Annotated in this window: 16 protein-coding genes; 6 read left to right on the top strand and 10 right to left on the bottom strand. The window is 71.2% G+C overall.

From position 1 onward, the window contains the following. Nucleotides 1-110 precede the first annotated feature (110 nt). The 4 genes from QRN56_RS17800 to QRN56_RS17785 form a co-directional block, all read right to left on the bottom strand. Nucleotides 111-1574, bottom strand: a complete 1464-nt coding sequence (locus QRN56_RS17800; RefSeq protein ID WP_285105459.1) for an NCS2 family permease — start codon at nucleotides 1572-1574, stop codon at nucleotides 111-113. 20 nt (nucleotides 1575-1594) lie between these two features. After that, on the bottom strand, nucleotides 1595-3679 hold the full coding sequence (locus QRN56_RS17795; protein ID WP_285105457.1) for an acyltransferase family protein: 2085 nt from the start codon (nucleotides 3677-3679) through the stop codon (nucleotides 1595-1597). Between the two features lie 160 nt (nucleotides 3680-3839). Further along, entirely contained in the window at nucleotides 3840-4370 is a 531-nt protein-coding gene (locus QRN56_RS17790; RefSeq protein WP_285105456.1) for a CAP domain-containing protein, read from the bottom strand. A 73-nt stretch (nucleotides 4371-4443) separates the two neighbouring features. Further along, nucleotides 4444-5286 (bottom strand): CAP domain-containing protein, encoded by an 843-nt coding sequence (locus tag QRN56_RS17785; protein WP_285105454.1) that lies wholly within the window; start codon nucleotides 5284-5286, stop codon nucleotides 4444-4446. 237 nt (nucleotides 5287-5523) lie between these two features. On the opposite strand from QRN56_RS17785, the gene QRN56_RS17780 reads away from it, so the two are divergent. The 3 genes from QRN56_RS17780 to QRN56_RS17770 all read left to right on the top strand — a co-directional run bounded on the left by QRN56_RS17780 (nucleotide 5524) and on the right by QRN56_RS17770 (nucleotide 8327). After that, a complete protein-coding gene (locus QRN56_RS17780; protein ID WP_285105452.1) occupies nucleotides 5524-6468 on the top strand; it encodes a sulfotransferase family protein in 945 nt (314 codons plus the stop codon). After that, nucleotides 6465-7436, top strand: a complete 972-nt coding sequence (locus QRN56_RS17775) for a sulfotransferase family protein (protein WP_285105450.1) — start codon at nucleotides 6465-6467, stop codon at nucleotides 7434-7436. The genes QRN56_RS17780 and QRN56_RS17775 overlap by 4 nt, the downstream gene beginning before the upstream one ends. Nucleotides 7437-7586: 150 nt before the next feature. Next, complete coding sequence (locus QRN56_RS17770; RefSeq protein ID WP_285105448.1) at nucleotides 7587-8327, top strand: polysaccharide pyruvyl transferase family protein; 741 nt, start codon at nucleotides 7587-7589, stop codon at nucleotides 8325-8327. A 44-nt stretch (nucleotides 8328-8371) separates the two neighbouring features. Here the strand turns inward: QRN56_RS17770 and QRN56_RS17765 are convergent, their stop codons facing one another. From QRN56_RS17765 to QRN56_RS17755, 3 genes are read right to left on the bottom strand one after another with little or no spacing between them, the layout of a single operon-like run. Beyond that, nucleotides 8372-9847, bottom strand: a complete 1476-nt coding sequence (locus tag QRN56_RS17765) for a lipopolysaccharide biosynthesis protein (protein ID WP_285105446.1) — start codon at nucleotides 9845-9847, stop codon at nucleotides 8372-8374. Beyond that, nucleotides 9844-10875: a glycosyltransferase gene (locus QRN56_RS17760; protein ID WP_285105444.1), complete on the bottom strand. Its 1032-nt coding sequence runs from the start codon at nucleotides 10873-10875 to the stop codon at nucleotides 9844-9846. Before QRN56_RS17760 ends, QRN56_RS17765 begins: the two co-directional genes overlap by 4 nt. After that, nucleotides 10872-12431 carry a tyrosine-protein kinase domain-containing protein gene (locus QRN56_RS17755; RefSeq protein WP_285105443.1) on the bottom strand — a complete coding sequence of 520 codons (1560 nt, stop codon included), beginning with the start codon at nucleotides 12429-12431 and terminating at the stop codon, nucleotides 10872-10874. Before QRN56_RS17755 ends, QRN56_RS17760 begins: the two co-directional genes overlap by 4 nt. Nucleotides 12432-12668: 237 nt before the next feature. Between QRN56_RS17755 and QRN56_RS17750 the strand changes: the two genes are divergently transcribed. The 3 genes from QRN56_RS17750 to QRN56_RS17740 are packed head-to-tail and all read left to right on the top strand — an operon-like array spanning nucleotide 12669 to nucleotide 15858. Further along, nucleotides 12669-13457, top strand: a complete 789-nt coding sequence (locus QRN56_RS17750; RefSeq protein WP_285105442.1) for a glycosyltransferase family 2 protein — start codon at nucleotides 12669-12671, stop codon at nucleotides 13455-13457. Next, nucleotides 13454-14746 (top strand): hypothetical protein, encoded by a 1293-nt coding sequence (locus QRN56_RS17745; RefSeq protein ID WP_285105441.1) that lies wholly within the window; start codon nucleotides 13454-13456, stop codon nucleotides 14744-14746. Before QRN56_RS17750 ends, QRN56_RS17745 begins: the two co-directional genes overlap by 4 nt. Beyond that, a complete protein-coding gene (locus tag QRN56_RS17740; RefSeq protein ID WP_285105440.1) occupies nucleotides 14743-15858 on the top strand; it encodes a polysaccharide pyruvyl transferase family protein in 1116 nt (371 codons plus the stop codon). Before QRN56_RS17745 ends, QRN56_RS17740 begins: the two co-directional genes overlap by 4 nt. Here the strand turns inward: QRN56_RS17740 and QRN56_RS17735 are convergent. The 3 genes from QRN56_RS17735 to QRN56_RS17725 all read right to left on the bottom strand — a co-directional run bounded on the left by QRN56_RS17735 (nucleotide 15831) and on the right by QRN56_RS17725 (nucleotide 18840). After that, nucleotides 15831-16619 carry a glycosyltransferase family 2 protein gene (locus tag QRN56_RS17735; RefSeq protein ID WP_285105439.1) on the bottom strand — a complete coding sequence of 263 codons (789 nt, stop codon included), beginning with the start codon at nucleotides 16617-16619 and terminating at the stop codon, nucleotides 15831-15833. The genes QRN56_RS17740 and QRN56_RS17735 overlap by 28 nt on opposite strands. Before the next feature lie 63 nt (nucleotides 16620-16682). Then, a complete protein-coding gene (locus QRN56_RS17730; RefSeq protein ID WP_285105438.1) occupies nucleotides 16683-18152 on the bottom strand; it encodes a sugar transferase in 1470 nt (489 codons plus the stop codon). 127 nt (nucleotides 18153-18279) lie between these two features. Further along, nucleotides 18280-18840 carry a hypothetical protein gene (locus QRN56_RS17725; RefSeq protein ID WP_285105437.1) on the bottom strand — a complete coding sequence of 187 codons (561 nt, stop codon included), beginning with the start codon at nucleotides 18838-18840 and terminating at the stop codon, nucleotides 18280-18282. Nucleotides 18841-18866 lie beyond the last annotated feature (26 nt).

Genomic DNA, 18866 nt, shown 5'->3' with positions numbered 1-18866 from the left:
TTCTACCCAGTCATTGGGCCCGGAAACAGCCCGTTTCCGGGCCCAATGACTGGGTAGAAGCGCACCTTCGTGTTTGGGGTGGGCCCCGCGCGCCGGCCAGGCGACCAGCGTCAGATACCTACCGCCGTGCGGATCGGGCCCATCAAGAAGTAGACGAGGAACAGCGCGGCCGCGACCCACAGCAGTGGGTGGACCTTGCGCGCCTTGCCGACGGCGATCTTGAGCAGCACGAATGAGATCACGCCCGCCCCGATGCCCACCGTGATCGAGTAGGCGAACGGCATCAGCACCATGGTGAGGAACGCGGGGATGGCGACCTCGAGGTTCTTCCAGTCGATGCCGGTCACCTGGACCACCATGAGGAAGCCGACGATCACGAGCGCGGGGGTGGCGGCCTCGTGCGGCACCACCTTGACGAGAGGCGACAGGAACGTGGTCAGCAGGAAGGCCACGCCGGTCGTGATCGCGGCGAGGCCGGTCCGGGCGCCGTCGCCCACGCCGGACGCCGACTCGACGTACGCCGTGTTGGACGACACCGAGCCCATGCCGCCCGCCGACGCGGCGATCGAGTCGACGATCAGGATCTGGGTGGTCCGCGGCGGGTTGCCCTTCTCGTCGAGCAGCCCGGCCTCGCCGCCGATGGCGACCATGGTGCCCATCGTGTCGAAGAAGTCCGCGATGAGGAGCGTGAACACCAGCAGGATGACCGCGATCGCGCCGATCTTCTCGAACGAGCCGAAGAGCGAGAACTGGCCGATCAGCGAGAAGTCCGGCAGCGCCACCACGGAGTCGGGCAGCGCGGGCACGTTGAGCGACCAGCCGCCCGGGTTGTCGTCGGTGCGCTTGCCGATCTGCCCGACGGCCTCGATGACCACCGCGAGCACCGTCGACGCGACGATCGCGATGAGGATGCCGCCGCGCACCTTGCGCACCATCAGGACGGCGGCCAGCAGCACGCCGAACGCGAACACGAACAGCGGCCAGGCACCGAGCGAGCCGCTCATGCCGAGCTCCGTGGGCGTCGACAGGGAGGCCGGGATGCGCACGAAGCCGGCGTCGTACACGCCGATGAACGTGATGAACAGGCCGATGCCCACGCTGATCGCGATCTTGAGCACGCGGGGCACGGCCTTGAACACGGCCTCCCGGAAGCCGGTGACCACCAGGATCAGGATGACCAGGCCCTCCAGCACCACGATGCCCATGGCGTCGGCCCAGGTCATGCCGGGCAGCGCCGCCACGGAGAAGGCGACGACGGCGTTGAGCCCGAGCCCCGCCGCGAGCGCCAGGGGGAAGTTCGCGACCACGCCCATGAGGATCGACATGATGCCGGCCACCAGGGCGGTCGCCGCAGCGATCGCCGGGAGGTCGCCCACCGTGGTGCCGCCACCGAGGTACTGCCCGGTGCCGTCAGGCACGCTGCCCAGGATCAGGGGGTTCAGCACCACGATGTAGCTCATCGTGAAGAAGGTGACGAGGCCGCCGCGCACCTCCGTCCACACCGTCGACCCGCGTTCGCTGATCTTGAAGAACCGGTCGACGGCGCCCCGCGCCTGGGCCTGGTCGTGAGCCATGGGTCCGATGTTCCCCTTCGTTACCTGTTGTTGCCCGGCGAGCTGCCGCGCACCGCAGTCTGGAGCATCTCTTCCACGGAGCGCACCTTGGTCAGCACGTATTCGGCGCTGAGGTGGTGGAAGTCACGGTAGACGGGGTGACTGACATCACCGACGCCACAGGTCTGTGTGTCACAGGTCTCCGACCAGACGCCGTCCCACACCTCGACGTCGTACCTGTCCCAGATCTCGGCGCTGATGCCGGGCAGGTCGCCGTTGGAGCGTTCGGCGTCAGCGAGCGGCATGCCGCAGTCGCCCACCGCAGACCAGGGCCGGGTGAGGCACTCGAGCGGGTCGACGTCGAGCTGCGGGTTGTCCTTGACCGCGACCACGGACGGGGACACCGCGGTGAGGTGCGCGAAGAGCTCGTCGTTCGCCCGGGCCCAGGCGCTGCGCACCTCGTCCTCGGTCATCAGGCTGCCGTCCTCGTGCTGCATGCGGTCGCCGTAGATCTGCGCCTGGCTGACGACGACGGCGTCGGGCCGCAGGTCGTCGACGACGCGCACCGACTCGGCCTGGAAGTCGCCGCACGGGCCGCGGTCGGCGGGCTGCTCGACCTTGACCTCGGCGGCGGGGCAACCATGCCGCCAGCGGACGGCGAGCCGCAGGCCCGCGTCCGCCGCGGCAGCGTCGAAGGCGGGGATCCAGTGCATCGTGTGGGAGTCGCCGAGCAGCAGCACGGTGGTGGTGGCGTCGACGTCGCCCAGCAGGCAGACGTCGGTGCCCGACGTCGTCTCGGTGGTGTCGGTGCACCCGTACGGCGCAGGTTCGGCGCGGGCCGCGACGGCGGTGGCGTACGGCTCGCGCTCCAGCACGGCGCTGGTCGCCACCCGCGTGCCGACCGTGATGCCGCCCACCGCGAGCCCGATCACCAGGGTCACCGCGGCGGTACGGCGCCAGGACCGCATCGCGCTGCTGAACCGGATCGGGTTCTCGACCCAGCGGTAGGTCGCGAACGCCGCGCCGAGGGCGGCGACCGAGGCGAGCACCTTGATCCAGACCGCGTCGTCCTGCACCGCCGCCGTGGTGAGCACGACGAACGGCCAGTGCCAGAGGTACCAGGAGTACGAGACGTCGCCGAGCCGCTGCAGCACCGGCAGGTCGAGCACGCGGTCCACCCACGTGCCGGACGCGGAGATGCTGCCCGCCGCGAGCACGAGCAGCGCGCCGCCGACGGGCAGCAGGGCGACCGTGCCGGGGAACGGGTCGGTCTCGCGCACCACCGCGAACGAGAGCGCGAGCAGCGCGAACCCGGCGGTGCCGAGCAGCGCCCGCAGCAGGGCCGGACGCAGGCGGGAGAGCTCGGCGAGCCGGCCCCACGGCACGGTCGCGACGAGGGCGGCGCCCGCGAACTCCCAGGCACGGGTGGGCAGCACGTAGAAGGCCCACTCGGGGACGGCCGCCGTCAGCCACACAGAGGTGGCCAGCGAGACCACGAACGTCCCCGCGAACAGGAGCTGCAGCATGCGGCGGGCCGGGACGCGGGTACGCCGGGCCACGGCGACGGCCAGCAGGATCAGCAGCGGCCAGAAGATGTAGAACTGCTCCTCGATGCCGAGCGACCAGGTGTGCAGGTACGGGCTCGGCGTGACGGAGTCGGAGAAGTAGTCCTGCCCCTGGTACGGGAAGAGCAGGTTGGAGACGAACAGCATGGCCGACGCGCCGTGCCACGCGAGACGCCCCCAGACCAGGGGCGACAGGATCAGGAGGCACGCGAGCAGCGTGACCGTGACGACCAGCGCGAGGGCCGGCACGAGGCGGCGCATGCGGCGCGTCCAGAACTCGACGAGGTCGACCGACCCGCTGCGGTCCACCTCGCGCAGCAGCAGCGAGCTGATCAGGTAGCCGGAGATCACGTAGAAGACGTCGACGCCGGTGAACCCGCCGGGGATCGCGATCCCCGCGTGGTAGACGACGACGGCGAGCACCGCGACCGCGCGCAGCCCGTTGATGTCGGTACGGAACGCGTGCCCCGTGCCCGGGGCGGCGGGGGCCCGGCCCGCCCCTCCGCGCGGCTCGGAGGGTGGTCCGGAAGGTCGGTCGACGGCGGTCGTCGCCTGGGCCATTTTTCTCCTGCTGTCGTTCCGGGCGGGTGCTCCGTCACGTGTCAGACGTACAGGTCACCCGGGTGACCTGTACGTCTGACACGCGCGCTCATGCGCGCGTCACACCATAACGGGCGCAACAGGCCAGGTTGCCCCGGTATCGGGGAGGGTCTGGGGAGAGTCAATCGAGGAACACGTGGGAGCAGACCAGCACCGGTGCCGTGGCGGTGCCGCCGTCGACCACGCACCCGATCGCGCCGCGCCGCAGCTCCGCGTTGACGAGGTTCTCCTGGTGCGACGGCGAGTCCAGCCACGCCTGCACCACGACCTGCGGCGGGTTGGCGGTACGGCTGAGGTTCTCGGCCACGAGCCCGCCGGGGCAGCTCTGCCGCACCGGCGGCAGTGGGGCGTGGGTGAGCTCCGGCGCGCCGATCAGCGCCGCGGCCCGCTCCACCGCCACCGGCTGCAGGCAGTCGTCGTGCTCCAGCTCGGCCACGCCCACCTGCGCACGGGCCGCGTTCACGCCGTCCTCCAGGGCGGCGGCGTACTGCCCCGGGTCGGTGAGGTCCACGTCGCCGGGCGCGGTCCAGGTCGCCTGGGGCGTCGCCGTCAGCTCCGGGGTGGCGTCCCGTCCGGGCAGGTCCGAGCAGGCCGTGAGCAGCGCCGTGGCGGTCACGAGCGTGACGGCGAGGCGGATCGGGTTGCGGAGCACGACGTCGATTCGACACGACGCGCGGGCCGACCACAACCGCGGCCCGTTTCCCGGGGCCCGGCGGTCCGCGGCGTCAGGCCAGGAAGACGTGCGCGCAGATCATGACGGGTGCGGCGGGGTCGCCGCCGTCGGGCACGCAGGCGATGGCGCCGCGGGTCAGGTCGCCGTTCAGGATGTTGGCGCGGTGGCCCTCCGAGTCCATCCAGCCCTGCGCCGCCTCCGCCGGCGTCCACCCGCCCTTGGCCAGGTTCTCCGCGACGGCGGTGGTCGGGCAGCGGTCGAAGATCGGGCCGAGCGGCGCGTGCGCCAGCTCCTGGCCGACCAGCGCCTGGGCCCGCTCCAGCGCGACGTCGTACGCACAGTCGTCGTGGACCAGGGCCGCCAGTCCGTTCGCCGTCCGGTGGCCGTTGACCGCGTCCTCCAACGCGGCGGCGTACTGCACCGAGTCGGTCAGGTCGGGTGTCGCGCCGCCGGCGCCACCCGTTCCGCCGCCGTCGCCCGCCCCGCCGGAGCCTGTGCCGTCCCCGGATCCGGTGCCGGTCCCGTCGCCCGCTCCCGGGAGCGGCTCGCGGTCCTCGCCGCGCGACGCCGAGTCGCTGGGAGCCGGCTGCACGTCCACCGCCGCGGACTCCTGGGCGTGCTCGCCGTAGATGGCCCCCACCGAGGTCGGGTGGGGGGACGGCGCCCGTTCGACCGGCGCCGCCACGCCGACCACACCGGGCGCGATCCCCGGCGCGGGCATCGGCTCGGCGCTCGGGTCGAGCAGGCCGGCGCACGCCGTCAGGCAGACGCCCACCGCGACGGCGAGCATGCCGCCCGCCAGCGACCGGGGCGCCAGGAACCGGGGCGGCACGGCCCTGCGCGGGGCGCGCCCGGGCGGAGCCGCGGACGACGTCGGACGGGGTGCTGGGGACACAAGCCGGGACAATACCGGCAATCACGATCGTACGGAATGCCTGAAAAGTCTTATCGACACAGACAAAGCCGGGGCACCGGATGCCAGCACCGGCACAATGCGCCAAACCCACCCCGGATGAATTCACTGCCGCATATCCTGGCTAACGGCCGATTCGGGTCGCACGCGGTACATTCATCGCATATTTTTGCGGGGCACAGCGACCACTCTTCGTCGAGCAGCCGAGGTTTTCCCCACATGTCCGGAACAAGTACGAGTGGCGCGCCCTGGAACGACCATCGCCTCGCCTTCGTGGGCGGGCTCCACCGCAGCGGGACCGCCCTTGTCGCCCGCATCATCGGTTCCAGCCACGACGCTTCCGGACTCACCGGAACGGGTGCCGCCATGGACGAGGGACAACACATTCAGGACACCTATGCCGGCGCGCTGGGTAATACGTCCCAATGGTCCTTTCATCCGCAGGCACACCTCACCGAAGAGGACGCGCAGCGCGCACCGGACGCCGCGGCCCGCCTGTGGCAGAGCTGGTCGCCCTACTGGGACCTGGACCGCACGGTGCTCGTCGAGAAGTCCACGCCCAACCTCACGAAGATGCGCTACCTCCAGGAGGTCTTCCCGCGGGCGCGCTTCGTGGTCGTCACCCGGCATCCCGTGGTGCAGGCCCTGGCGGTGCGCAAGTGGGCCACCCGGACCCGCGGCCGGTTCACCTACGGGTTCCCCCGGCTCGTCGAGCACTGGGTGCACGCGCACGACGTCCTCGCGCAGGACGCGCTGCACATCGAGAACCTGCTGGTGCTGCGGTACGAGCACCTGATGCGCGAGCCCGCGCGGGAGCTCGACCGGGTCGCGCGGTTCCTGGACCTGGAGCTCCCGGGCGGCGGCCTCCGCCCGGTCGACGCGGACCGCGGCAACCGCTACGCCGAGCTGTGGGAGACCGGCGGCCGCGGCCACCTCGCGGGCCGGGTCCGCAACCACCTCGCGCACATCGGGTCGCGGCGCGGCACACCCCGGGGCGACCTGGTGCGCGACGTCACCGACGTCGCGCTGCTCCCCCGCTACCGCAGCGTCGTCAGCGAGCACCTCGGCGAGCGGATCCGCGCGCACGGCTACGACCTGGACGTGCTGGACCGGGCGGCCCCGTGGGCTCCGGTGCAGGTGGGCCCGACGGCGGACGCCCGATGACCGGCGGCCCCCGCGTCGTCCTCGTCACCGGCCCCGAGCGCAGCGGCACGAGCACGCTCGCCGGGGTGCTGCGCCAGTTCGGGCTCACCGTGCCGCGCCCGGAGGTCGAGCCGGACGCCGCCAACCCCCGGCGTCCGTCGGAGTCGCGGTGGGTGGTGGACCTCCACGAGGCCGTGCTGCGGTCGGCCGACGTGGAGGCCGCGGACCCGCGCCCCCTCGCCTGGCACCTGGTCGACCGGGCGGGCGCCGAGGCGAACGCGTCCGGCGAGATCAGGGCCTGGCTCGCCGCCCGGACCGCGGAGCACGGCGACCTCGTGATCAAGGACCCGCGGCTGCTGTGGTTCCTCGAGCACTGGCAGAGGGCGGCGGCCGCCGCGAGCGCCACGGCGTCGTGCCTCACCGTGCTGCGCCCACCCGGGGAGATGGTGGGCAGCATGGTCACCGACCACCGCGACTGGCTGGTGGACCGGCTGGCCGGGTGGGTCAACGTGATGCTCGGCACCGAGCTCGCGACCCGGGCGACCCCGCGGGCCTTCGTGCGCTACTGGGACCTGATCCACGACTGGGACGGCCCGGTGTTCGACGCCGCCACCGCGCTCGACCTGCCGATGATCGACCCGCACGACACGAGCGCCGTCGAGCGGGTGGACGCCTTCGTCGACCACACGCTGCACCGGGTCGAGGTGCGGTGGGACGACATGCCGGTCCCCGCCCCGCTGCGCGCCCTGGCGGACGACACCTGGGCCGCCCTCGATGCCCTTCCCCATCATGACGACGCCGTGACCCGGGCGGAGTTCGACCGGCTCCGCGCGCAGTACCCCTACGTGCACCGGAAGGTGACGGCGTCTCCTGCGCGGCGGATCGCACGGATGGTTCCGGCACGGGTGGTGCCACCCGCCGTCCCGCAGGGCGTCACGGGCATGCTCTGGCGCTCCTCCCCCGCGGCGCGCTGGCCGGCGCGGCGCTAGAGCGAAACTGTCGCCGGCTCGAGAGGAGGAGTCACCTTGCCAGTCACAGTGGTCAACTGGAACCCGCGCCGTCCGGTTCTACGCAGCAGGTTGGGTCGACTCGTACCGTGGAGGCGTCCGGTCAACAACTTCGGCGACCTCCTCGGACCGATGGTTGTCGCGAAGATCGTGGCGGACAACAAGTTGGTCGAACCTGTCATCTCCCACCGGCTTCTGGCCGTCGGGTCGATCCTGAACCTGGCCCGAACGGGCGACGTGATCTGGGGGATCGGCGCGAACGGCAAGACGCTCGATCATCCAGCCAGATATCGGGAACTGGACATCCGGGCTGTCCGAGGACCATTGACACGGCAGTTCCTGCTGGCGCAGGGGTACGACGTTCCCGAGGTCTACGGAGACCCAGGATTGCTGGTGGGCAAGCTCTGGCCCCGCGAGCACTGTGCCCGCCGTTTCGAACGTCGCGCCGTCTCGGTCGTCCCCAATCTTCACGACAGGGAGCACGCAGCAGGCCGCTCTGACGTGACGGATCCGACCGACAACGTCTGGACGGTCCTCGGCACCATCGCGGCGAGCGAGCTGGTCGTCGGCAGCTCGCTCCATGCGATAGTCGCCGCCGAGAGCTTCGGAATACCCGCACGGCTCGTCACTTCGACGACAGAGCCACGATTCAAGTACGAGGACTACTATCGTGGCACAGGACGTGCCGACTTCCGTCCCGCACCCGACGTCGAGACCGCGATCACCTGGGGAGGTGAACAGCCTCCCTCGCGGGAAGTGCAGCCGCTCCTCGACGCGTTCCCCAGCGATCTGTGGTTGAACGCACGAGGCGAGCGTGCCGAATGCAGGCCGCTTCAGATCATTCCGGCGTCCGACGAGCACGAACGACCGTGAATCGGCGGAGAGAAGCCCCGGCGGGCCGCTGTCGCCGCAGACAACTACCTTCGCAGGAGCGCACGCGTCCGCATGACATCGCGCAGATCACCTCGAAGCGCCGGCCAGACCAGCGCCTCCAGTGCGAAAGTCGCCGCCGCGCTGACGAAGGCTGTACCGATCGCAATCCACGGAGCTCCCGGGTCAACAAGATGCACGACGCCGGCTGCGCCCAGAGCGGCGATTCCATGCACCGCGACCGTGCGGCAGCTGCTCGTCAGCCACGGGCGAGCGGGCAAGCCCGCCGCGCGTCCGGCCCACAGCAGCGAGATCGGCCACAGCAGGGCTGAGCCGACACCATAGGCAACTGCGACTCCCATGACTCCCCAGATGCTCCCGACGATGACCGCGACAACCATCAGCGGGCGCGACCAGAGCGCAAACCGGAACTGGGAGCGCATCTCACCGGTCGCCATGAAGACCCAGCCGGAGGTGAACCCAGCCGCCTGGAACACGCCCCCCATGGCCAGCACGGCGTACAACGGCGCGACTTCTGCCCAGCGGGGGCCGAGTGCGATCTCGACCAAAGGTCCGGCCACGACCGCTGACAACATCATCGCCGGTGCAAGCAGGTTGAGAAGTATGACCTGCCCCCGTACCACGAACCCGCTGAATGCCTCGGCATCGTCCTGCAGTCGCGACAGCACGGGCATCGCGACCCGCGTGACCGGGAACTGCAGCTGGCGTATCGGCAGCATCATCATCCGGAAGGCACGGTCGTAGATGCCTGCCGCGGTTGTTCCGAACCGGGCACCTACCACGACGGCGTCAGCGTTCAGGCTCGCATAGGTGAGCAGTTGAGCACCGAGCTGGTTCAACCCGTAGGAGACGAACGACCGCACCGACTCACGTCTCCGAGGAAGACCCGGTAGCCAACCGGCGACGATCGCGGATCCGGCACAGACGATCACGGCCGCGACGATCTGCTGGGTCACGAGTGCCCAGTACGAACCGTCGAAGACGGCGACACCGATCGCGACCAACAATCCCAGCATCGAAGCGAGGACGTCGATCGTCACCAACGCCGCGAACCGCAGGTCTCTCGTCAGCGACGCCCTGAACTGCGCCGAGATCCCACCCAGCAAGAACGGAATCGCCAACCAGCGAGTGAGGTCCACAAGGAGCGGCTCGCCGTAGAACCCTGCCACCATGGGGGCTCCGACGGCGACGAGAGCGGAAGCAACCACGCCGCACCCGACGTTGAGCCAGAACAGGTTGTCACGCTGTCCTCGGGTGATGATCGGGGCCTGCACGGCGGCCCGCGCCAACCCAAAATCCTGAAGAATGGTCGCAGCACCGACGATCGCGCCGACCATCGCCACGTAGCCGTAGTCATCCGGGCTGAGCAAACGCGCCAGGACAAGGATCGACGCGACCTGGACAAGAGCTCGAATCCCCTGGCCGACCAGGGTCACCAGACCGCCCCGAGCGGCACTGCGCCCAAGCGCCTCGACGCCTGTCCGCACAGGTGCCTCGCTCACCGAGACCCCCCGCTCCGTCCCAGGACGTGGCGGTAGACCTCCGCGTGACGCTCCCCCACCGTGGCCCAGTCCCGGTCCCGGAGGTCCGGTGCGCCGCCCGCGCCGACGACCTGGGCGGCCCGGTCGACCGCGGACTCCAGCACCTGCGGCGTGAGCTCGCCGTCGAACAGCAGCACCCAGCCCGGGCCGACCTCCTCCCGGAGCGCCTCCGAGGCCGGGGTGCGCGGCACCAGGATCGGACGGTCGAGCGACAGCGCCACCAGCGCGACCCCCGAGTTGTGCAGCTCGCGGTAGGGCAGGACCACGAGCTGCGCCGCGGCGACCTCGCGGGCGAGCTCGTCGTCGGGCACGAACGCGAGCGACAGGCTCACGCGAGGGTCTCCCGTGGCGCGGTCCTCCACCGCACGGCGCATCGTGTCGTCGACCGGCCTGCCCACGACGCGCAACGACAGGTCTTGACGCGACGACGCCCGGACCGCCTCGATCAGCCCCTCGACACCCTTGTACGGCCGGATCAGCCCGAACTGCAGGACGCGTCCCGCCGTCGGCGGCCCCTCGCTCGCCGCGAACCTGCCACGGTAGTGGCCGTGCAGGATCACCGACCCCTCGGCCCCGGGTGGCAGGACCGTCGTCGGGTTGAGCGCTATCCAGTACGCGCTGCGCCGGTCGACCGAGTCGAGCAGCCGGCGCTCCGCCGGCTCACCCGGCTCGTGCGGTGCGAGGTTGTGGGCAGTGCGCACCACCGGTGTGCCGGTGACGCTGAGGCGGAGCAGCAGCAGCCTCGTCAGACCGCGCTTCACCAGCGAGCCGAGCCAGGTCCGATGACGGACGAGGAACTCCGGCCAGTGGATCTGGAACACGTCGTACGCGCCGAGGAGCGCGCGCGGCCACGAGAAGGTCCGGACCGACACCTGCGGGGGTGCCCCGGCGATCATCTGGTCGACGTACCTGGTCCTCCCGTCCGGCGGACGGAGGGTGTGCAGCACCCTGATGGCCGTGCGCGGCACCGCGCGGGCGGACGAGCTCATCCGTCGTCCTTCGAGCCGCTCCTGGTAGCCGGGGCGCCCACGGTCACCGACGTCTCTCGCTCGACCGGCCGGAACGGGCGCATCGGGCTCGCTGCTGTCCCCCCGGTGGGCGGCGTCGCGCTCGCGGCCCGCCCCGGACCGGGCCACAGGCGGGACCGGACGTGCCGCGGATGCGCGCCGTCGACCTCGTCGACAGGCCGCGCGCTCGGTTCCGAGCCGTAGCCGTAGTAGCGGTAGTCCCCCTGTTCCTCGAGGGGCAGCCGGTTGACGATGACGCCGTGCGCACCGGTGCCGGCCTTGGCGAGAGCGTCGAGCGCCTCTGCGAGCTGGTGCCGGTGGGTCAGGCCCGCACCGACCACGATCACCGCCCCACCGGCCAGCTTCGCGAGCACGGCCCCGTCCGTGACCGGCAGCAACGGCGCGGTGTCGATGATGACGGCGTCGTAGCGCCGCTCGAGCTCGCGCAACACCTCCGCCATCGCCGGGGACCCGAGCAGCTCGCTCGGGTTCGGCGGGACCTGCCCCGAGGCCAGGACGCTCAGGTTGCGGTTGCCCCAGGTCTGGACGGCGTCGTCGATCGTCGCGCGACCGATGAGAACCGTCGTCAGGCCCACGGCGCCCTCGAGACCCATGTACCTCGAGACCGACGGGCGACGCAGGTCAGCATCGACGACGACGACCCGGGACCCCATGTCCGCCAGCGTGATCGCCAGGTTGATGCTGGTGGTCGACTTGCCCTCACCCGGCAGTGCCGACGAGACGACGAAGGTCGGGGAGCTACCACCGGCCTCCAGGAACTGCAGGTTCGTCCGCAGCCTGCGGAACGCCTCGGCACGGGGGCCCTGCGGGCTGCCCTGGATGATCAGCGGGTGCTCGACGGCGTCCTCCTCGAAGGCGATCGCCCCGATGACCGACGCGTCGGTGATCGCCTCCACCTGTGCCACGGACCGGATGCGGGTGTCCAGCAGGTCACGCAGCACCGCAGCCCCGACGCCGACCAGCAGGCCGAGTGCCAGCCCCAGCGCCAGGTTGAGCGCCACGCGGGGCGAGACGGGATGTGTCGGTACGACGGCTTCCCGGACGGTGCTGATCTGGACGGGGGACTCCTGTGCCTCGCCCGTCTGCTCCAGCTCCTGCACGACCGTGGCCAGACTCTCGGCGACGGCGTCGGCGATCCGGGCGGCGCGATCGGGTGACTCGTCCGTGACGGTGAGCGTGATGAGCACGGTGTCCGGCGGCTGCTCGACGGCGACGCCGCTCGCGAGCTCCTGCGGCGTCACCCCGAGCCCGAGTTCCTCGATGACCGGCGACAGCACACGCGGACTGGTCGCGAGCGCCGCGTAGGACTGCACCTGCCGACCGGTGTAGGCGCTGCCCTGCACCAGGTCGTCCACCGACGCTCCGCCACGCACGGAGACGTACACCTGCGCCACCGCCTGGTAGGTCGGCGTAGCCAGCACGGAGGCCAGCGCGGCGACGCACAGGCCCACCACCACCGCCGCGGCGATCGAGAGCCACCGCTTCCGCAGGATCGCGATGTACTCCGTCAGTCCCATGGGCAGCCCCCTGGTAATCGGGTCGAGAGATGAACAGGTGAAAAAGAATGAATGCGCAGCGAGCATATGGAGAGTAACCCGCTGATCTCGGCCGCGCGCCCTGAGCGAGCATCAAGACGCGACGCTTATTAGGGTGGCGTCCATATGGTTGCGGAGGGATATTTTCGAACCGCCGCACCCCATGATTAACGATGCATTTCCCGCAGGTTCCGCAGGCCGAGAAAACGGAGGCACCGAATGGGTCCCGCTCCGGGCGACACCCCCCGCGTGTCCGTCGTCCTGCCGACCTACAACCGGGAGGCGACGCTGGGCGCGGCGATCGCCACGGTCCTGGACCAGACGGTCCCGGTGCACGAGCTGCTGGTCGTCGACGACGGGTCGACCGACGGCACCGCGCCCCTGGTCGAAGCGTTCGCCGCACACGATCCCCGGGTCCGCTACGTCTCCCAGGCGAACTCGGGCGCGACGGCCGCTCGCAACCGGGGCATCCTCGAGGCGACCGGTGACGTGATCGCGTTCCAGGACAGCGACGACCTCTGGCGCCCGACCTTCGTCGAGAAGCTCCTCCCCCATGTGGGACCCGACACTCTCGTCTTCGGGTCGCACGTGCTCCACGACCTGGACGGCAGCCGCCGGACCGTCCCCCCGCGGCACGTCGTCGCACCCGGCACGGTGCTGCGGCGGGGCAACGTGGCCTCCACCCAGACGATGGTCGCGGACGCCGCGCTGCTGGCCCGGGTCCGGTTCGATCCCGGGCTGCGCCGGTTCCAGGACTGGGACCTGTGCCTCACGGTCCTGGAGACCGCCGGGGCGAGGATCGTCCACGTGCCCGACGTGGTCGCGGACGTGCGCCGCCGCGCCGACAGCATCTCGGCGGGTTCGGCCGCGGTACGCGACCAGGCGGTTCGCGCCGTCTTCCGCAAGCACCGCCGGCAGTTCCTCGGCGACCCCACGGCGCTGGCCCGCGTGCTGCTCCGGGGCTGGGTGCGCCCCACGATCCGGCCCGCCGTGCGGGACGCACCATGACGGTCCTCGAGCGGACGGGCACGACCGGGCCGGACCTCCGCACCACGGGGTCCGCGCGGGAGAAGCGCCTGATCACCGCGGCGACCGTCGTGCTCGTCGTCGGGATGATGATCAGCTTCAAGCTGACGGGACGCTTCGCCGTCTCGAACGTGGCCCAGGCCGTGGCTCTCGGCCTGCTCCTCTCCGCGCACCCGCGCCTCCTGCGCCCCCGGGACGTCGGCCTCTTCCTCCTGGCTCTCGGGTCCGTGGCCGCCGCCGCGTACTCGGTGTCGGCCTTGTACGGCTACGTCATCCAGGTCGAGCACACGCTGTTCTTCGCCCTCTTCGGGCTGCATCTCGTCGCGGTGTACCGGCTGTGCCACGACCACGGGCAGGGCGCGGCCTTCGCGGAAGGACTGCGCCGGGCCATCCCGGTCGCGTTGGTCCTGGTCGTCCTGCTGCTGGCCGTCGACCTGGCTTCCGGCGACGCCCGGCGACGTCTCGGATTCGATGACAAGTCGCACGCCGCGGTCGCGCTGTGCTTTCTTTCCTTCGCCTCTCTCCGGTTCCTCAGAACACCATTACGAATCATCATTTCCCTGGCGTTCTTCGTCATCAGTCTGCTGACGATCTCACGCCTGCCCTACCTTTTCACACCGGCATATCTCATCGCCTTCGTCCTCGAATACCGACGGATCCGTTCGTACGCCGTTCAGGCCTGGCAGGTCTACGGGGTGCATCTCGTGCTCCTGACGGCCGTCTGCGCCCCCGTCGTCGTCGCTGTGCGGGCCGGACACTATTTCGACTCCTTCCGCCGGGTGTTCGAGCAGAACGACGTCACGAACAGGTCCAACGACGCCCACCTGCTGCTCCTCGGGTACGCCGGGCAGGTCAAGGTCGAGAACGTCTGGAACTTCCTGCTCGGCGTCACCCCGGGCGGGTTCTCCGGTGTCACGTACCGCAGCGACGTCGACGTCGGAGAGTTCGCCGCCGCTGATCCCGCCGGCTTCCGGAAGTTCGTCACGGGTGAGGCACCCATGCACTCGACGGTCGGGTCGGTGATCCTCGAGTTCCCCCTGTGGATCGCGCTGGTGTTCCTCGCGCTCGTCGTCGTGACCTTCGTTCGGCTGGCACGACGGCGCGAGACCGCGATGTGGCTCTATGCCGCCTCGCTGCTCGGTGCTTCCGTCTTCTACTCCAGCCACAACGAGGTGCACTACATCGCCTCGTGGACCGCACTGATCGCGGTCGCGTTCAGCCGCCCGCCGTTCTCCGACCAGGACCGGCCGATCCGCACGGGAGCCGCATGACCAGCGAACCGCCCCACATCTTCGCCTGGCTCACGGGACAGGAGGACAACGTCGGAGACTCGGCGCTCCGGCGTCCGTACCTCCACGCCCTGGCCGACGCCGGCGACGTGACGGTCTGGTGCGGCGACCCGGGCTCCGGTTACTCCAGGGGACTGGCCCTGCCGCTGGACGTCCGGGTAGCGACCAGCTATCTGCGCTGGTGGGCCGCGTTCGTGTCCTCGGCCGTCAGGAGGCCGACGGTGCTGGCGTTCAACGCCGGCGAGTTCGACGTCACGAAGGCGTACCTGGTCGGCGTCGTCGCGCTCCTCCCCTGGCTGCCCCTGATCCGGTCACGGGGTGGAGGCATCGTCTGGGTCGGCGCGGGGATCCGACGCCGCCGGACCGGCCTCATGTGGCCGTTCCGGGCCCTCGCCCGCCTGGCGGACCTGCTGACCTGGCGCGACCGGGGCTCGGCCGAGCTCCTGGCCCCGGCCCCGATCGTGCCCGACTGGGCGTTCGGGCTGCCCCGCGGCGGCCTCCTGGAGGAGAACCCTCCTCAGCCGGCGCGAGACTGCGTGGTCGTGTCACTCCGGTCGGACCGGCCGATGCCGACCCGGGACTGGATCCGCGCGGTGTCCGGCTTCGCCCGGCGCGTGGACGCCTCCGTCGTCGTCGTGGCACAGGTGCAGCGCGACGACGACCGGGCCCGGCACGTGGCGGGGCTCCTGGGTGCGACCTGTGTCGGCTGGTGCTCGGACGACCACGGCGAGCAGGAGCTGCAGCTCCGCCAGGTCTACCGGCGGGCGCACGCCGTCGTCTCCGACCGCCTGCACGTCCTGATCCTGGCCGCGACCGAGGGAGCCGTGCCGCTCGGCTGGTGCGAGCAGGCCACCGCCAAGATCGATCGCCACTTCGACGTCGTGGGGGCCGAGTGGGTCGGCGCGGGCCGCCGCGACCCGACGACCGAGCTCGACGCCCTGGACAGGGCCGAGCTCGCGGACCTGACCCGCCGGACTGCCTCCGTCGTCCGCGCAGCGGCCGCCCGGGTCCACGAGGTCGCGCACCGCATCAGTTCCGTCGTGACGTCTCGTGCCGCACGGAGGCGCTACACAACACCCAGCCGCCGGACCTGATCAGCGGCTCGGCCGGGCAGCGGCACCAGGCAGTACGGGTGCTGCCGGTAGAACCGGGCCGCGGAACGGAACTCGTTGCGCCATGCGGCGACGGTGAGGTTCCGCCGCGTCTCGCGTCGCCACCCGTGGGTCCACCGGACGTCACCGTTGATCCGCACCGGCAGGCCGGCCGAGCGCATCCTGAGCCCCAGGTCGTGGTCCTCGTAGTACAGGAAGTACCCGGGGTCCCACCTGCCGACCCGCAGGAAGTCCTCTCGCGTCACCGCGAGGGCCGCGCCCATGACCCAGGCGACGTCGATGACCTCTGCCGCCTTCGCGAGCCGCACGTAGCCGGGATCGTCCCAGCCGAGCAGGTGCCGCACCTTCCGGTGCAGGTACGGGATGCCTCGGCCGTTCTCCTGGAGCGAGCCGTCGGCGTTGACGAGCTGGGGTGCCACGATCCCACCCGTCCGCCGCACCTGGTCGGCGAGCGTCGCGATGCCGTCGGGGGTGACGGTGACGTCGGGGTTGCAGAAGATCAGCACCTCCGCGTCGGTCACCGACGCGCCCACGTTGTTGGCCGCGGAGAAGCCCTGGTTGGAGTCCAGCGCGACGACCCGCGCCCCGAGCCGCCGGGCGACCTCTCGAGAGTCGTCCGACGAGTTGTTGTCGACGACCGTCCACTGGTAGGGCACGAACCGGTGGCCGGCCCAGAACCGCTCCAGGACGCGGGCGCTGTTGTACGAGACGGTGATCAGGCTGATCGCGTCAGGTGATGTCACGAACTCTCTCTCCTTGTCGATGGGCCAGGCCGATCTCGCCACTGCCCGTTGGTACCGGCCGTGTCAGGAGGACCCGCTGGGAGAGATCACCTCGCGTGCCGTCCGGAGGATGATCCCGATGTCGCCCAGCAGGCTCCAGTTCTCCACGTAGTAGAGGTCGAGCCGCGTGCCCTGGTCGAGCGACAGGTCGTTGCGGCCGCTCACCTGCCAGAGCCCCGTCAGTCCCGGTTTCACGTACAGCCGGCGCCGCAGGACGTCGTCGTACTGCGCCACCTCGAGCGCCACCTGCGGCCGCGGCCCGACCAGGCTCATGTCGCCCTTGATCACGTTGAGCAGCTGGGGGAACTCGTCGAGCGAGTACTTGCGCAGGAAACGGCCGAGCGCCGTGACCCGCGGGTCGGCCTTCGGCTTGTAGAAGACGCCGACGTCGCCGTCGAGCACCTCGGCGAGCTCCGCCTCCGCGCCCTGTCGCATCGACCGGAGCTTGAGCAGGGTGAACGGCCTGCCGTGCCGGCCGATCCGCTGCTGCGTGAACATCGCGGGGCCCGGGCTGGTCAGCCGCACCAGCGCGGCCAGGACGGCCAGCGGCGCGGTGACCACCAGCAGGATCAGCGTGGCGACCACCACGTCGAAGACCCGCTTGAGCGCGTGCTGCAGGCCGGTGTAGCCGGGCGGGGAGACCTGGACGACCGGCACGCCGTCCACCGGCGTGATCACCAGGCGCGGGCTCGCGACGTCGGCGAGCGCCGGCACCACCACGAGCTCGGCGCCCGTGGGCTCCAGGTCCCAGGCCAGTCGCTTGAGCGCGTGGGGCGTGGCGCCGTCGGACGCGGTGACGGCGACGACGTCGACGTCGTGGGCGTGCGCGACGTCCGCGGCGTCCTCGATGCGGCCGAGCACCGGGACGCCGTCGACCGGCGAGGGCATCCCCGGACCGCCCGGCAGGCACACGCCGACCACCCGGAACCCGGCCTCGTGGGCGCGCGCCACGCGCCGGCACAGGTCGACGACGGCGTCTCGTGCACCGACCACGAGGGTGCGCCGCTGGAACTCGCCCCGGGCCCGCTCCCGGTGGAGCCGGTTCGCGAGAATCCGGCGGCCGGTCGCGACCAGCACGATCCCGATCGGGAGCGCGACGGCGACGTACGACCGCGCCAGGTCGAACTTGACGAGGTAGCAGACGATCGCGGTCAGCCCGAAGAGCCCGACGGTCGCGCGGGCCACCCTCAGGTACTCCTCGGACCCCGAGCCGAGCACGCGGGGGCTGCGGGAGCCGGCGAGGCCGAGCGCGAGCACCCAGGCCTCGGCGAGCACCACCGAGATGAGGACGTACTGGCCCCCGCGCGGCTCGAAGAGGTCCACCTCGATGCTCCGGTCGAACCGGAGCACGTACCCGAGGCCGACCGCGGTCGTGGCGGCGGCGACGTCGACGAGGAGCGCGCGCCGGACGATCACGCCCTGCCACGGTGCTGCGGGTCCCCGGCGCTGCGCCGGTGCCGTCATCGGGACGGGAGAACGGTTGTCGAGGATCAAGGCACACTCCTGGACTGGGGGTCCGAGATGTTGGAGTCCGTGCTCTCGGGCCGCGCGCCGCGCCCGCCTCGACGGCGGGACGCGGCGCGCGGGCCGTGGCGGGCCGTCGGTGGACGGCCCGGGTCGATCAGCCGCGCCGGGACCGGACGCGGATGGTCACGAGCGTCCCCACGCCGAGGAGCAGCAGTGCGCCGGCCGCGGCGAGGTACGGGAGGCTCGTGGACCCGGTCGCGGCCAGACCGCCCCCGCCCCCTGCGCCGTCGGCACCGGCGGTTGCGGTGATCGTGTACACCTCGGACAACGGCTCGCCGTCCGCGTCGAGGACCTGGACGGTGTAGTCGCCCGCGGCGGAGACGGTGGCGGTGTCGGACACCTCGCCGTCGTCGTCGAGGGTGAGCTCCTCCGCGTCGGCGCCGGCCACCTCGACGGCCGAGGCGGGCTCCCCGGCCGCGTCGGCATCACCGGCGAAGGCGATCTGGACGGTGATGGTCACGCCGGCGAGGTCCGGGCACGAGACGGTGAACCCGAAGGGCTCGCCCACCGTCACCGACAGGCTCTCGAAGGTGATGACGCAGGGAAACTCGCTGGGGCCGTACTCGTCCGCGGCCGCCGAGGTGGCGGTGGCCGCCGCCGGGGCCAGCACGGCGGCTGCCGTGACGGTCAGAGCGCTGAAGAGGCGTCGAAGCATTGCTCAGTCCTTGATGTCGTGACGTT

The sequence above is a fragment of the Promicromonospora sp. MEB111 genome (genome assembly GCF_030209445.1).
In the GTDB taxonomy this organism is placed as follows: Bacteria; Actinomycetota; Actinomycetes; order Actinomycetales; family Cellulomonadaceae; genus Promicromonospora.
Note: the sequence above shows the minus strand (reverse complement) of the source record. Positions and strands in the feature narration are given on the sequence as shown.